Origin of the sequence: Shinella sp. HY16, from assembly GCF_028534175.1 — a bacterium.
GTDB lineage: Bacteria > Pseudomonadota > Alphaproteobacteria > Rhizobiales > Rhizobiaceae > Shinella.
The window spans coordinates 2,907,637-2,921,860 of record NZ_JAHYXL010000001.1 but is presented as its reverse complement, the minus strand read 5'-3'; the positions used below and the strand labels follow the sequence as shown (position 1 = coordinate 2,921,860).

19 protein-coding genes are annotated in these 14,224 nt (G+C 63.7%); 16 read left to right on the top strand and 3 right to left on the bottom strand.

The annotated features are described in order from the left end of the window. Positions 1–16 precede the first annotated feature (16 nt). Positions 17–1,003 carry a sugar-binding transcriptional regulator gene (locus K0P03_RS14515; RefSeq protein WP_023512195.1) on the top strand — a complete coding sequence of 329 codons (987 nt, stop codon included), beginning with the start codon at positions 17–19 and terminating at the stop codon, positions 1,001–1,003. A gap of 53 nt (positions 1,004–1,056) precedes the next feature. Here the strand turns inward: K0P03_RS14515 and K0P03_RS14510 are convergent, their stop codons facing one another. Further along, positions 1,057–1,278, bottom strand: a complete 222-nt coding sequence (locus K0P03_RS14510; RefSeq protein ID WP_023512194.1) for an ATP-dependent transcriptional regulator — start codon at positions 1,276–1,278, stop codon at positions 1,057–1,059. 193 nt (positions 1,279–1,471) lie between these two features. Here K0P03_RS14510 and K0P03_RS14505 point away from each other — a divergent pair, with 193 nt between their 5' ends. Next, positions 1,472–2,056, top strand: a complete 585-nt coding sequence (locus tag K0P03_RS14505) for a 5-formyltetrahydrofolate cyclo-ligase (RefSeq protein ID WP_272789939.1) — start codon at positions 1,472–1,474, stop codon at positions 2,054–2,056. A 9-nt stretch (positions 2,057–2,065) separates the two neighbouring features. Further along, positions 2,066–2,890 (top strand): TIGR00282 family metallophosphoesterase, encoded by an 825-nt coding sequence (locus K0P03_RS14500; protein WP_023512192.1) that lies wholly within the window; start codon positions 2,066–2,068, stop codon positions 2,888–2,890. Positions 2,891–2,910: 20 nt separating this feature from the next. On the opposite strand, the gene K0P03_RS14495 is transcribed toward K0P03_RS14500, so the two are convergent. Continuing rightward, positions 2,911–3,447, bottom strand: coding sequence for a pyridoxamine 5'-phosphate oxidase family protein (locus K0P03_RS14495; protein WP_023512191.1), 537 nt, complete (start codon positions 3,445–3,447; stop codon positions 2,911–2,913). 165 nt (positions 3,448–3,612) lie between these two features. On the opposite strand from K0P03_RS14495, the gene K0P03_RS14490 reads away from it, so the two are divergent. The 3 genes from K0P03_RS14490 (at position 3,613) to K0P03_RS14480 (ending at position 5,875) form a co-directional block, all read left to right on the top strand. Then, on the top strand, positions 3,613–4,449 hold the full coding sequence (locus tag K0P03_RS14490; protein WP_272789937.1) for an MBL fold metallo-hydrolase: 837 nt from the start codon (positions 3,613–3,615) through the stop codon (positions 4,447–4,449). A 15-nt stretch (positions 4,450–4,464) separates the two neighbouring features. Then, positions 4,465–4,959 (top strand): hypothetical protein, encoded by a 495-nt coding sequence (locus K0P03_RS14485; protein WP_272789936.1) that lies wholly within the window; start codon positions 4,465–4,467, stop codon positions 4,957–4,959. A 169-nt stretch (positions 4,960–5,128) separates the two neighbouring features. Continuing rightward, on the top strand, positions 5,129–5,875 hold the full coding sequence (locus K0P03_RS14480) for a YebC/PmpR family DNA-binding transcriptional regulator (RefSeq protein WP_272789935.1): 747 nt from the start codon (positions 5,129–5,131) through the stop codon (positions 5,873–5,875). 178 nt (positions 5,876–6,053) lie between these two features. On the opposite strand, the gene K0P03_RS14475 is transcribed toward K0P03_RS14480, so the two are convergent. Continuing rightward, positions 6,054–7,055: an LLM class flavin-dependent oxidoreductase gene (locus K0P03_RS14475; RefSeq protein WP_272789934.1), complete on the bottom strand. Its 1,002-nt coding sequence runs from the start codon at positions 7,053–7,055 to the stop codon at positions 6,054–6,056. Between the two features lie 171 nt (positions 7,056–7,226). On the opposite strand from K0P03_RS14475, the gene ruvC reads away from it, so the two are divergent. The 10 genes from ruvC (at position 7,227) to K0P03_RS14425 (ending at position 14,219) form a co-directional block, all read left to right on the top strand. Further along, the gene (gene ruvC, locus K0P03_RS14470; protein ID WP_023512186.1) at positions 7,227–7,739 is read left to right on the top strand and encodes a crossover junction endodeoxyribonuclease RuvC; all 513 of its coding nucleotides are present in this window, start codon (positions 7,227–7,229) and stop codon (positions 7,737–7,739) included. Positions 7,740–7,794: 55 nt separating this feature from the next. After that, a complete protein-coding gene (locus K0P03_RS14465) occupies positions 7,795–8,055 on the top strand; it encodes an AbrB/MazE/SpoVT family DNA-binding domain-containing protein (protein WP_272789933.1) in 261 nt (86 codons plus the stop codon). Then, positions 8,036–8,452 (top strand): type II toxin-antitoxin system VapC family toxin, encoded by a 417-nt coding sequence (locus K0P03_RS14460; protein WP_050746148.1) that lies wholly within the window; start codon positions 8,036–8,038, stop codon positions 8,450–8,452. The genes K0P03_RS14465 and K0P03_RS14460 overlap by 20 nt, the downstream gene beginning before the upstream one ends. 11 nt (positions 8,453–8,463) lie before the next feature. Further along, positions 8,464–9,081: a Holliday junction branch migration protein RuvA gene (gene ruvA / locus K0P03_RS14455; protein ID WP_023512183.1), complete on the top strand. Its 618-nt coding sequence runs from the start codon at positions 8,464–8,466 to the stop codon at positions 9,079–9,081. Positions 9,082–9,121: 40 nt separating this feature from the next. Next, positions 9,122–10,162, top strand: a complete 1,041-nt coding sequence (gene ruvB / locus K0P03_RS14450; RefSeq protein WP_023512182.1) for a Holliday junction branch migration DNA helicase RuvB — start codon at positions 9,122–9,124, stop codon at positions 10,160–10,162. Next, a complete protein-coding gene (locus K0P03_RS14445) occupies positions 10,163–11,065 on the top strand; it encodes a metallophosphoesterase (RefSeq protein ID WP_272789932.1) in 903 nt (300 codons plus the stop codon). It begins immediately after the preceding gene. 46 nt (positions 11,066–11,111) lie between these two features. Further along, the gene (gene ybgC / locus K0P03_RS14440) at positions 11,112–11,564 is read left to right on the top strand and encodes a tol-pal system-associated acyl-CoA thioesterase (protein WP_272789931.1); all 453 of its coding nucleotides are present in this window, start codon (positions 11,112–11,114) and stop codon (positions 11,562–11,564) included. A gap of 334 nt (positions 11,565–11,898) precedes the next feature. Then, the gene (tolQ, locus tag K0P03_RS14435) at positions 11,899–12,615 is read left to right on the top strand and encodes a protein TolQ (RefSeq protein ID WP_023514593.1); all 717 of its coding nucleotides are present in this window, start codon (positions 11,899–11,901) and stop codon (positions 12,613–12,615) included. A gap of 29 nt (positions 12,616–12,644) precedes the next feature. Next, complete coding sequence (gene tolR / locus K0P03_RS14430) at positions 12,645–13,097, top strand: protein TolR (protein WP_023514592.1); 453 nt, start codon at positions 12,645–12,647, stop codon at positions 13,095–13,097. Positions 13,098–13,106: 9 nt separating this feature from the next. Continuing rightward, positions 13,107–14,219, top strand: a complete 1,113-nt coding sequence (locus K0P03_RS14425) for a cell envelope integrity protein TolA (protein WP_023514591.1) — start codon at positions 13,107–13,109, stop codon at positions 14,217–14,219. The last annotated feature ends 5 nt before the right edge of the window (positions 14,220–14,224 follow it).

Sequence of the window (14,224 nt, the reverse complement as noted above, 5' to 3'; positions counted from 1 at the left end):
CAAGGATGGAGGCGACGTGGCAAGGCTCCGGCGCGACACACACACGGCCTATTCGGAATCGGCGGCACTGCGCCTCCGGGCGGCCTGGCTCTATTACAACCAGGGCCTCACCCAGAAGGATGTGGCGGAAAAGATCGGCGTCAGCCGCACCACGGTCATCCGCATGCTGGATGAAGCGCTGAAGCGCTCGGAGGTGCAGATCTGGATCAACGAGGGTGTTGCCGATTGCGTCGAGCTCGCCGTGCGGCTGGAGAAGGCCTATGGGCTCGACGAGGCGGTGGTGGTGCCGGCGGCCGACAGCGCGGAGGCGACGGCCAAGGGCGTCGGTCTTGCGCTCGGCCAGTTCCTGACGGAGGCGATTCCGGATGATTGCACCGTCGGCGTCGGCTGGGGGCGCACGCTCACCGCCTCGCTCGCCAGTTTTCGCCCGGTGCGGCGGGAGCGGGTGAAGGTCGTCTCGCTGCTCGGCGGCGTCGTCGAGGCGCACCACATCAACCCGATCGAATATACTTGGCGGCTTGCCAGCCAGCTCGGGGCGGAATGCTACCTGTTCCTGGCGCCGCTGCTCGTTGATTCGCGGGAAACCAAGCGCAGCCTCATTGAGAAATGCGGCCTGAAGACGTTGTTCGAACTGGCGGAGAACATGGATATCGCGGTTGTCAGTTGCGGCGACATCGGCCCACGTTCCAGTTCGCTCTCGCGAGATTTCATTGCCCGGCACGAGCTGGAAGAGCTGATCGCGGCCGGCTGCGTCTGCGATACGATGTGCAATTTCCTCGATGCGGAGGGCCACACGATCGACCATCCGATCCGCCATCGGGTCATGTCGATCGATCTCGACACGGTGAAGAAAGCGCGCCACATCGTGCTCGTCTCGGGCGGGGCGCACCGCGCCCCGGCGATCCGTGCCACCATCCGCCGCGTCGGCTGCAACACGCTGATAACGGACGAGGGCGCGGCGCTTGCCATGCTGCGGCTGGCAGAGGCCTCTGCCGCCGCCTAGAGCATTGCCAGCCGAAGCGGGATCGGCTCGGCGTCGGACAAAGCGGAAATGCTCTAGATCAGCCTGAGGCGGGCGGCACGGGTGATCGCGCCCGTGATGTTGCGGGCGCCGAGCTTTTCGATCGCGCTGTGCATGGCGTCCGTCACGCGCGCCATGGCGATGTCGGTTTCGAGCACGATATCGGCCGGCGTCCTGCCGTTGGCGGCAAGTTCGAGGCACCGCTTTTCGATCTCGGTCAGCTCGGGGAGGGGGGAAAGATCATTTTCCGAGGACATGCGCCCCGCTTAACCGCTGAAGCCTGCTGCCGAAAGCACAAGCTGTTCCAATGCTTAACGGGCCGGGGCGGTTTTTTACCTCTTTGTCCCGTTGCGGCACAGATTCTGCGACCTCCCGTCGTCGCAACGGGATGAGGATTTGCCTTCCGGCGCTGCTAGCTGATAAGCCACGGCAGCACGGCTGGAGACGACAGTGACACCCAAGGAACAGAAGGCGGCGATCCGCAACGAGCGACTGGCGCTGCGCGATGGAATGGCGCCTGAAGCGCGCATCGAAGGCAGTCTCGCCATGGTGGAGCTTGCGGGCGACCGTATCGAATTTGAACCCGGCACTGTCATCTCGGGCTTCTGGCCGATCCGCTCGGAGGCCGATATCCGGCCGCTGATGGCGCATTTTCGCACGCGCGGGGCGCGGCTTTGCCTACCCGTCGTGCTCGACCGGGAGACGATCATCTTCCGGGAGCTGGTCGTCGGGGCGCCGGTCATCAAGACCGGATTCGGTACGATCGGGCCGGGGCCGGAGGCGGCGGCACTGGATCCCGATATCCTTCTCGTGCCGCTCTCCGCCTTCGATCGGGCAGGCCACCGCATCGGCTATGGCGCCGGCCACTACGACCGGGCCATTGATCGCCTCAAGGCAAAAGGCCGTGTGCCGAGACTGATCGGCATTGCTTTCGATTGCCAGGAAGTGGCATCAGTACCCGCGGAGCCGCATGACGTCGCGCTGGACGCGATCCTCACCGAAAGCGGCCTTCGTTTGTTCCAACAGGTTTCGTAAGGTTCTTCGATGCGTTTTCTCTTTCTCGGCGACATGGTGGGCAAGACCGGGCGGACGGCCGTCTGGCAGCGCCTGCCGGGGCTGATCAGCGATCTCAAGCTGGATTTCGTGGTCGTCAACGGGGAGAACGCGGCGGGCGGCTTTGGCATCACGGAAGATATCTTCCTTGAGACGATCAACGCCGGCGCCGACGTCGTGACGACCGGCAACCACGTCTGGGACCAGAAGGAGGCGGTGACCTTCGCCAGCCGGCACGACCAGTTCCTGCGCCCCGCCAACTACCCCGCCGGCACGCCCGGCCGCGGCGCGAACCTCTTCATCGCGCGGAACGGCGCGCGCGTGCTGGTCGCCAACATCATGGGCCGGGTCTTCATGCACCCCGAACTCGACGACCCCTTTACCGCGGGCGAGACGATCCTCGCCTCCTGCCCGCTCGGCGAGCAGGCCGATGCCGTGATCTTCGATTTCCATGCGGAGGCGACCAGCGAGAAGCAGTGCTTCGGCCACTTCGTCGATGGTCGTGCCAGCGTCGTCGTCGGCACGCACACTCATGTGCCGACCGCCGATTGCCAGATCCTCAATGGCGGCACCGGCTACATGTCGGATGCCGGCATGTGCGGCGACTACGATTCCTCCCTCGGCATGGAGAAGGAGGAGCCGCTCAACCGCTTCATCTCCAAAATGCCGAAAGGCCGCTTCGAGGCGGCGTCCGGCCCGGCGACCATCTGCGGCCTGGCGGTCGAGATTTCCGACCGCACCGGCCTTGCCGAAAAGATCGCCCCGCTTCGCCTCGGCCCGCGTCTAGCCGAAACGCTGCCGGATTTCTGGGCCTGATCTCGAACGTCGGCCGAACCTCAGATCATGTGGCGCAGGTGATCGGCCGAGCCGTTTGAAAAGTTGAGATGCGCCTTCACGCCGACGTCGGGTTCCTCGTCGGGGTTGAAGTTGGCCTTGGCGATTTCCCAGCCGAATTTCAGCTTGCTGCCGGTCGAGGCCCAGACTTCCGCGTCCTCGATTTCCAGCGCCAGCAGGGTGAGCTTCGGATCGTTCTTGCCGTGGTCGAACCACGCCTCGACGACGGAACTCCAGTATTCGTCGATCTTGATGGGATCCTTGCGTACGGAAATCCGGCCTGCAAGGCAGGCATGGTAGTCGTGGTCCTTGCCGACGACGCAGAAATGGGCGCGCGTGCCGGGCGAAATGGCCTCGACGATCTCGGCGTCGGTCTTGGTGAAGAACCAGATCGTCGCGCTCTGGCGGTCGAGCTGCGGGGCCATCGGCTGCATGTGCATATGGCTGCCGTCGACGCCCAGCATGCCGGCATGGATCCTGTCGATCTCGTCGAAAAGCTGTTCCTTCGGGTTCTCGCGTGCCTTGGTGAGGTTGGACATGGCTGCTCCTCGCAATCGTTGGATTGATGGATGGAGAACGTGAGGCGGCGTGCAAGGTTCCGCGCGAGATGGCTCAACGGATTGTGATCGGCCGGCCGGCCGCACAATCTCGACCCGCCGGCCTCGCGGGCGCATAGTCGCGCCGACCAATGAACGGAGCCGCCGATGCCGCATCTCCTGCTCATTCCGTTGATCCTTGTCGCCGTCGCGGTTTTTGCCGCTCCGCGGGTATCATTCGCGCAGGCGGAAGCGCCGGTCAGCCAGTGCCAGATGATCGCGCGCTCGTTGCCCTCCGTCACCTTTGCCAGCTTTTCGGGCGGCGCGGCCCTCAAGGTGCAGGCCAAGGCGAACGAGGAGGTGCGCATCACCTATGTCGGCCACTCGACCTTCTTCATCGAGACGCCGGCCGGCGTGAAGATCGCGACGGACTACAACGGCTGGTACAAGCCGCCGGCGCTGCCGACCGTGGTCACGATGAACAAGGCCCATTCCAGCCACTACACGCTGACCCCGGAGCCGGGCATCGAATATGTACTGCACGGCTGGCTGGATGGTTCGGAAAAGGGGGCCGATCACGACGTCGTGGCGGGAGATACCTATATCCGCAATGTGCCGACCGATATCCGCGGCTGGGGCGGGGCGATGGAGCCGAACGGCAATTCCATCTTCATCTTCGAGGTGGCGGGCCTGTGCATCGGCCATCTCGGCCACCTGCACCACGAATTGACCGAGAAACAATATGCCGAAATCGGCCGGCTCGACGTGCTGATGGTGCCAGTCGATGGCGGGCTGACCATAGGGGCCGAGAGCATGAGCCGTGTCGTGCAGCGCCTGCGTTCGGCGCTGATCCTGCCGATGCATCGCCGTGGGCCGCCGATCAGCCAGTTCCTTTCCATGTTCGGCGAGGGCTTCGATGCCGTGACCGATGACGACGCGACGATCACGGTTTCGATCCGCAACTTGCCCAAGCGGCCGACGATTCATATTCTCTCCGGCGTCTGATGCCCGGAGCTTTTCATGCGTTTCCTTCTTGCCGTGCCCGCCGTCCTGCTTTCCTCCGCTCTTGCCTTCGCAAGCAGCGCGCCGACGCCGGGTGGCCCCGGTGCGGAGTCCGGCCAGCCGCGGGAGATCGTCACCCCGCCGGTTGAAAAGCTTCCGACGCGCTCTTTCGGCGTCGTCGAAAGTTTCGTCATGCCCTCAGGCAATATCGGCTGCATCTACATTCCCGAGGGCGGCACGGAGACCTATCAGCCGGCCGATGGCGGTCCCGAACTCTCCTGCGACCGCGTGGAGCCGAAATATGTGCGTGCAACGCTCGGCCGAAGTGGCAAGGCGGTGGTGCTTACCAATGTAGGCGACCAGGGATGTTGCGGCGGCGACAGGACCATCGCCTATGGTGAAACATGGTCGGCCGGCCCCTTTACCTGCTATTCGGAGCGCACGGGGCTGACCTGCGAGCGCACGGATGGCCACTCCTTCCTGTTGAGCCGGGCACGTCTGCGTGCCGACTGATGCGGGGCACCGCTTTGTTTGCGGGACTGCTGGACGTGCGCCAGCAATGAAATTATAAGGCGGCATTCCGAAAATCGGGGCGGCAGGGCGACGCTTTACCGCGGCGACACGCCCCGCACACCGCCGGCGACCAAAGAAAAGGGCGCCGAACAGATGAGACAGGGGTGCCATGGCTGGCCATTCACAGTTCAAGAATATCATGCACCGCAAGGGTCGGCAGGATGCCGTGCGGTCGAAAATGTTCTCCAAGCTTGCCCGTGAAATCACGGTCGCGGCAAAGACGGGTCTGCCTGACCCGTCGATGAACGCCCGCCTGCGCCTGGCGATCCAGAACGCCAAGGCGCAATCCATGCCGAAGGACAATATCGAGCGCGCCGTCAAGAAGGCCTCCGGCGCGGATAGCGAGAACTACGAGGAAGTCCGCTACGAGGGTTACGGCCCGGGCGGCGTCGCCGTCATCGTCGAGGCGCTGACCGACAACCGCAACCGCACCGCTTCCTCCGTCCGTTCGACCTTTTCCAAGGCCGGCGGGGCGCTCGGCGAAACCGGTTCGGTCTCCTTCTCTTTCGACCGCGTCGGTGAGATCACCTACAAGCTCTCGGTCGGCGATGCCGACGCCGTCATGGAAGCTGCCATCGAGGCTGGCGCCGAGGACGTGACGACCGACGAGGACGGCCACACGATCGTCTGCGGTTTCGAGGATATCGGCGACGTTTCCAAGGCGCTGGAAGACAAGCTCGGCGAAGCCGAGACGGTCAAGGCGATCTGGAAGGCCCAGAACACCGTGCCGGTCGACGAGGAAAAGGCGCAGTCGCTGATGAAGCTGATCGACACGCTGGAAGACGATGACGACGTGCAGAACGTCTATTCGAACTTCGAGGTTTCCGACGAAGTGATGGCCAAGCTTTCGGCCTGATCGACGACGCCAGTGAAAAAGGCCGGGCGCCGCAGGGGCCCGGCTTTTTGTTTGTCGGTAAACCTGCCCGCCCGTCTTCGTCACTCTCGGTTTTGGGCCGAGGAGCCATGATGCGGAAGAGACGGGGCGGATTTGTCCGCAGCCTGAAGGTTGAGGCGCTTCAAGGTGGCTTTTTCCGCTATGCCGCTTCCGCCAGCGCCTGTTGTGCCCGGGCAAACAGCCGCACGGAATTCAGCCGGGCCTCCATGTCATGGATCGGCATCGAGACGATCAGTTCGTCGGCCTTGGTGATCGACAGGAAGTCGGCGATGCGGCGCTTGATCTTTTCCGGCCCGCCGACGACGGCATATTGCAGCGTGTGCTCGACATTGATGCGCTCGTTCTCGCTCCAGTGCGGATCCATGTCGTCGACCGGGGCCGGGAAGGCGCCGGGCGTGCCGCGGCGCAGGCGCACGAAGGACTGCTGCATCGAGGTGAAGAGATAGTCCGCCTCCGCATCCGTATCGGCCGCAGCACCCATCACGCCCACCATGGCATGGGGTTTGTCCAAGTACTGCGAAGGCTCGAAGCGGTCGCGATAGATTTCCAGCGCCGTCAGCAGCATGTCCGGTGCGAAATGCGAGGCGAAGGCGAAGGGCAGGCCCAGCATGCCTGCGAGATGCGCCGAGTAGTGGCTGGAGCCAAGCAGCCAGACCGGCACGTTGCTTCCCGCACCGGGAATGGCGATGACCTTCTGCTCGGGGCTGACAGGCCCCATCAGCTGCATCAGTTCGACGACGTCCTGCGGGAAATTGTTGGCGGCGCTGTCGAGATTGCGGCGCAGCGCCTGCGCGGTGCGCATGTCGGTGCCCGGCGCGCGGCCGAGGCCGAGATCGATCCGGTCGGGAAAAAGCGCGGCAAGCGTGCCGAACTGCTCGGCGATGACGAGCGGTGAATGGTTCGGCAGCATGATGCCGCCCGAGCCGACGCGGATTTTCTCCGTGCCCGCCGCGACGTGCTGGATGACGAGCGAGGTGGCGGCGCTGGCAATGCCACGCATGCCGTGGTGTTCGGCGAGCCAGAAGCGCTTGTAACCGAGTGCCTCGGCTTCCTGCGCAAGGCGCCGGGAGTTTTCGAGCGACTGGGCGACGGTGCCGCCTTCGATGACCGGGGAAAGATCGAGGATGGAGAAGGGCACCATGGCCGCGGCCTCTTTGTGAGCAGATTTGATTGTTCTCCCATGTAGGTTCAGTTTCGTGAAATCCAAGCGATGGGTTCGGGGTTTTCGCAGTGTCGCGTGGAATTGCCGCTCTGTTTTTGTTTTGTTCACATTTCGCTGGCAGGGTCCGCCCGTGGGTATTAGGGTTTCGTCATGCAGGAAACGATTCGCATCATCGGCATCGATCCGGGGCTTCGCCGCACCGGCTGGGGCGTCATCGAGACGCTTGGCAATTCGTTGCGCTTCGTCGCGTCCGGCACCGTCACCTCCGATGGAGACATGGATCTCGCCTCCCGCCTCTGCCAGTTGCACGACGGTCTCAGCGCAGTGGTGCACAGCTATCAGCCGCACGAGGCCGCCGTGGAGCAGACCTTCGTCAACAAGGACGCGACTGCGACGCTGAAGCTCGGCCAGGCGCGCGGCATCGCCATGCTTGTGCCGGCCCGCGCCGGCTTGCGCGTCGCCGAATATGCGCCGAATGCGGTGAAGAAGGCTGTCATCGGCGTCGGCCACGGCGAAAAGCAGCAGATCCACATGATGCTGAAGGTGCTGATGCCGAAAGCGACCTTCACCGGCAACGACGCTGCTGATGCCCTTGCCATAGCCATCTGCCACGCCCACAACCGCCAGGGCCTCTCCGGCCGCCTCGCCAAGCTCGCCGGCTGATTTGTTCTTGACTTGTTCCGGTTTGGCCAATAAGTAATACCGCAGAGGTATTACCATGCGCGTGACGGAAAAAGGCCAGGTGACGATCCCCAAGCCAATCCGTGAGCGGCTCGCCATTGAGCCCGGTTCGGAGGTGGATTTCGTCGTGTCCGATGAGGGCGTGATGCTCGTCAAGGTGGGCGACGGCAAGCCGGACTTCGATGATTTCGATGCCTGGGCGGCTAGCGTTCAGGGAACGTGGAATCTGGATGGCATGACGCCGGACGAATATTTCGAATGGCTGCGAGGACCGCGTGATGACCTCGACCGTCGTTGATACCAACGTCCTTATCGACATGTTGGGGCCGGACCGGCCGCAGCGGCGCTGGTCCTTCGCCGCCCTGAAGCGATGCCTGGAGCAGGGGGAACTGGTTCTCAATCCTGTCGTATGGTCGGAGCTTGCGACTTCGTCGCTGAGTGAACTGGAACTGAATCTCGCTTTCGGCTGGCTGCGCATGCGGCGCGAGGCTTTATCCTATGAAGCGGCCTTCGCTGCCGGCAAGGCGCACTATGCCTATCGCCGGGCCGGCGGGCTGCGCGAGCGAACGCTTCCGGACTTTCTCGTCGGCGCCCATGCTGCGGCGCGTTCCCATCGCCTGCTCACCCGCGACGCCGCGCGCTATCGCAGCTATTTTCCCGCGCTCGACATCATCTCCCCCGAAACCCATCCCTGACGGATTCTTTCATGATCGGCAAACTCAAGGGCACAATCGACGAGATCGGCGAGGACTATGTGGTGCTCGACGTGCACGGCGTCGGTTACGTCGCTTTCTGTTCGGCACGTACGCTCGGCAAGCTCGGTTCAAGCGGCGAGGCGGCGGTGCTGTTCATCGAGACCTATGTGCGGGAAGACCAGCTCAAGCTGTTCGGCTTCCTGACGGCACTGGAGCGGGAATGGTTCCGGCTGTTGCAGAGCGTGCAGGGCGTCGGCTCCAAGGTGGCGCTGGCCGTGCTGTCGACACTGACACCGGGGGAACTGGCGAACGCCATCGCGCTTCAGGACAAGACGGCGGTGTCGCGCGCGCCGGGCGTCGGACCGAAGGTCGCGGTGCGCATCATGACGGAGCTGCGCAACAAGGCGCCGGCCTTTGCCGGGGAGGCGTCTGCCTCGATCGGGCTCAAGCAGGAGCTGGGTGAAGGCGTGGCCTCCGCGCCGGTTTCCGATGCCGTCTCGGCGCTCACCAATCTCGGCTATTCGCGCGACCAGGCGGCCAACGCCGTCGCTGCGGCGCTGAAGAACGGCGGGGAGGGGGCCGACAGCGCCAAGCTCATCCGCCTCGGCCTCAAGGAATTGTCGCGGTGACGCGGTTGCCTTCCGCCGTGGACAATGGGATTAGGGCGCGATGAGCGACGAGAACAGACTGCTTTCGCCGGAAAAGCGCGGCGAGGACATCGATACGGCCTTGCGGCCGCAGACGCTGGACGATTTCACCGGCCAGGCGGAGGCGCGGGCGAACCTCAAGATCTTCATCGAGGCGGCGAAGAACCGCGGCGAGGCGCTCGACCATGTGCTCTTCGTCGGCCCGCCCGGTCTCGGCAAGACGACGCTGGCGCAGATCATGGCCAAGGAGCTCGGCGTCAATTTCCGCTCGACGTCCGGCCCCGTCATCGCGAAAGCCGGCGACCTTGCGGCGCTTTTGACCAACCTTGAAGAGCGCGACGTCCTCTTCATCGACGAAATCCACCGCCTCAACCCGGCCGTGGAGGAAATCCTCTATCCGGCCATGGAGGATTTCCAGCTCGACCTGATCATCGGCGAAGGCCCGGCGGCGCGTTCGGTGAAGATCGACCTGTCGAAGTTCACCCTGGTCGCCGCCACCACGCGCCTCGGCCTGCTGACGACGCCGCTGCGCGACCGTTTCGGCATTCCGGTACGGCTCAACTTTTATACGGCCGAGGAACTGGAACTGATCGTGCGCCGTGGTGCGCGGCTGATGGGCCTCGGTATGACGGACGAGGGTGCGCGCGAAATCGCCCGCCGGGCGCGGGGCACGCCGCGCATTGCCGGCCGCCTTCTGCGCCGCGTGCGCGATTTCGCCGAAGTGGCAAGGGCCGAGGCGGTAACGCAAAAGATTGCCGACGAGGCGCTGACGCGGCTTCTCGTCGACAATATGGGCCTCGACCAGCTCGACCGGCGCTATCTCTCGATGATCGCGCACAATTTCGGCGGCGGGCCTGTCGGCATCGAGACGATCGCAGCGGGGCTTTCCGAGCCGCGCGATGCGATCGAGGATATCATCGAGCCCTACATGATCCAGCAGGGTTTTATCCAGCGCACGCCGCGCGGCCGTGTTTTGACCGTAAATGCCTGGAAACATATGGGACTGACGCCACCGAAAGATCTGGAGGCGACGCAGTTCAGGCTGTTTTCCGAGGACGATTGAGTGATCACACGCCGCGGTTTGCTGAAGGCTTTTGGAGGCTTCATCGCCGCGGGCTTCGCCTCTTCGGCCTATGCGGTCGGCGTCGAGCCGATGCTGCGGCTGCGCACCACGACCTATCGGCTGACGCCGCCCGGCTGGCCTGAGGGGTTGAGGCTTAGGATAGCGGCGCTGGCGGATGTCCATGCCTGCAAGCCCTGGATGACGGCTAGCCGCATCAAGGCTATCTGCAAACGAGCGAATGCACTAGACGCCGACCTGATCGTCCTGCTCGGCGACTACGCCAGCGGTATGAATCTGGTGACGGACTATGTCCATTCAAGCGAGTGGGCCGAGGCCATGTCCGGCCTCTCTGCGCCGCTCGGGGTTCACGCCATCCTCGGCAATCACGACTACTGGGAGGACCTTACCTTTCAGCGGAATCCGGTGATTGAGACATTTGGAGAAAAAGCGCTTAAGGCGGTTGGCATTCCTGTCTATGTCAATCAGGCCGTTCGGCTCGAAAAGGACGGCCACGTGTTCTGGCTGGCCGGACTTGGGGATCAATTGGCGCTTCGGCCGGGCACGGCTTTCGGGCGGCGAAGCTTCGTCGGCGTCCACGATCTGCCCGGTACGCTCGCCCAGGTGACCGATGATGCGCCAGTGATCCTTCTGGCGCATGAGCCCGATATTTTTCCGGATGTGCCGGATCGTGTGGCGGTGACGCTGTCGGGCCATACCCATGGCGGGCAGGTTCGCCTTCTTGGTTACTCGCCCGTGGTGCCGTCGCGATACGGCAACCGCTACGCCTATGGCCATGTCGTCGAGGGCGGGCGGCATCTTTGCGTTTCCGGCGGACTTGGCTGCTCGATTGCGCCGGTTCGTTTCGGTTCGCCGCCGGAAATCATGGTTGTCGAGCTCGGGTGAGCGCGAAAACCTTGCAATTGCGGGCGCTTTGCGGAAGAGAAGCGCCATGACGGATTACAATCACCATCTCTCGGGCGAGCTCACGCACGACGGACACCGGCTTGCACAGCGGGTCTACTATGAGGACACGGATTTTTCCGGCGTCGTCTATCACGCCCGCTACCTGCATTTTCTGGAACGCGGGCGTACGGATTACCTCCGCCTGCTCGGTGTCGAACAGGGCAGCCTCATTCTGGAAGAGGACCGCGAGGGTCTGGTCTTTGTCGTGCACCGCATGGAGATCGACTTCAAGGCGCCGGCGCGCATGGACGACATCCTGACCATCCTCACCTCGACGGAAAAGGCCGGCGGGGCGAAGATGATCCTCAACCAGGAGATCCGTCGCGGCGAGCAGCTTCTGATCGCCGCCCGCGTCATCATCGCGGTCATCAATTCCGCGGGCCGGCCGCGGCGCCTGCCGGAGGGGCTTGCGGCGCGGTTCCTTGCGAAAGCGCAGTAAGTGGCCGGCATACATCAGCAGTAACACTCCCTTAACCATAATGATGTCTTACTCGCTCCATGAGGATGGTTTTGTGCACTGCACGTCATCCTTTAACCAAAATTGCCGTGAAGAAGGCAGGTTGTAAGCGTTTGACCGGCATGGCGGCCGGCGGCATCAACCGGACATTCTTGACGGACATGCGGAGCGGGTGCGGATCTAATCCTCCTGGCAACGTCTTGTTTGTGAATGCCGATGCGAGATCCACCTCCCAGGAGACCGCGAAGGCGTGAATGTTACCCGGTTCGAGCCGCAAGGGCCCGTGCCGGGTGTTTGGATTCGGGGACATAGGTCTATGGAACAAGTGGGTTTGGAAGCGGCGCATAATGTGACCCTGTGGGGTCTCTTCATGCAGGCCGGGTTCGTCGTGAAGCTGGTCATGCTCGGCCTCATCGCCGCGTCCGTCTGGACCTGGGCCATCGTCGTCGACAAGACGGTGAGCTACGGAAAGGCGCGTCGCCAGCTCGACAGCTTCGAGCAGGTCTTCTGGTCCGGGCAGTCGCTGGAAGAGCTTTATCGCACGCTCTCCGACCGCCAGACGTCGGGCATGAGCGCCATCTTCGTCGCAGCGATGCGCGAATGGAAAAAGAGCTTCGAGCGCGGGGCGCGATCGCCGATCGGCCTGCAGATGCGTATCGACCGGGCCATGGACGTGACGTTGTCACGCGAATCCGAAACGCTGGAAGCGCGCCTCGGCTCGCTCGCCACCATCGGTTCGGCGGCACCCTTCGTCGGCCTCTTCGGTACGGTTGTCGGCATCATGACCTCGTTCCAGGCGATTGCCGGATCCAAGCAGACGAGCCTTGCGGTTGTGGCACCCGGCATCGCCGAAGCGCTTCTCGCCACCGCCATCGGCCTCCTTGCCGCAATTCCGGCGGTTATTGCCTACAACAAGTTCTCTGCCGATGCCGGCAAGCTGACGGCGCGCATGGAAGGGTTCGCGGACGAGTTCTCCGCCATCCTGTCGCGCCAGATCGATGAAAAGCTGCAGCCGCGCGCCGCGGCGCAGTGACCGGCCTTTAGAAAGACGGAGACGACCCCATGGGCATGTCAGTCGGAGCGAAAAATGCGGGCGGTGGCCGCCGCCGGCGCGGCGGAGGCAAGAAGGCCCCGATGAGCGAGATCAACGTGACGCCGTTCGTCGACGTCATGCTCGTGCTGCTCATCATCTTCATGGTGGCCGCGCCGCTGATGACTGTCGGCGTGCCGCTCGACCTGCCGAAGACGCAGGCCAAGGCCCTGAACGCCGATACGCAGCCGATCACCGTTTCCGTCAAGGCGGACGGCCAGGTCTACCTGCAGGAAACGCCGATCCCTGTCGACGAGATCGCCGCCAAGCTCCAGGCCGTAGCGACGACGGGCTATACCGAGCGCGTCTTCGTGCGGGGCGACGGCACGGCGCCCTACGGCGTCATCGCCGACGTGATGTCGCGCATCCAGGCGGGCGGATTCACCAATATCGGCCTCGTCACCGAGCAGAAACCGGACACGTGATCGCACGCCATGAAGGGCAGTCTCGCCACATCCGCCGTCATCCACTCCCTGGTTCTCACCTGGGCGCTGGTTTCGCTCGGCAGTCCTGAAAGTTTCGACGTCGCCAATGTCGAGGCGATGCCGGTCGATATCGTGTCGATCGAGGAGCTGACGCAGATCCAGCAGGGCGACAAGAAAGCCGAGCTGAAGGAAAAGGCCGCGCCTGTTCCGACCAAGAAGCAGACGCCGGTCGAGAATGCGGAAAACGCCGGCGAAAATGATGTCGACCTGAAGAACCTGCCGACGCCGGAGGAAAAGCCGCGCGATATCGAGACCGCTGCCGCGCCGGAAAAGGCCGAAAAGGTCGTGCAGACGCCGGACACCAAGCCCGTCGAGGACGTGAAGCAGGAAGAGACTGCCAGCGAGCCCTCGACCGAGGTCGCCGCGCTTCCCGAGACCAAGCAGGAGGTCAAGCCGGACCCGAAGCCCGAGGCGACGCCGTCCGAGGAAAAACCCGCCGAAGTCGAGGACGCCGAGGCGCTGCCGGACAAGATCCCGCTTCCCGAAATGAAGCCGAAGGTCGAGACGAAGAAGACCGAGACCGCGGAAAAGCCGGCCGAGAAGAAGGTGGAGACGGCGAAGGCCGAGACCGCCAAGACGCCCGACCGCAAGAAGGACCAGAAGAAGAAGCAGGAAAAGGCGAGCTCGCTGAACGAAAGCGATTTCAACTCGGACGAGATCGCTGCGCTTCTCAACAAGGAAAAAGCGGCCGGCGGCGGCGCGAAACGCTCGCAGGAGCAGGCCGCGCTCGGCGGCAAGAAGACGACGAGCGGCACGAAACTGTCGCTGAGCGAAATGGACGCCCTGCGCGGCCAGATCCAGAACAACTGGTCGATCATTCCCGGCCTTGCCGACTCCGCCGACGTGCGCATCCAGGTCAAGATGCAGCTCGACCAGAACGGCGACATCATCGGCGAGCCGGAAGTGGTGGCGACGGGCGGTTCGGATTCCGCGCGCCGGGCGCTGGCCGGCGGTGCCCGCCGCGCCATCATGAAATCGCGGCCCTTCAAGGGCCTGCCGCCAGAAAAATATGACGCCTGGAGCGAAGTCGTCGTGAACTTCGACCCCAGCCAGATGATGTAAGAACT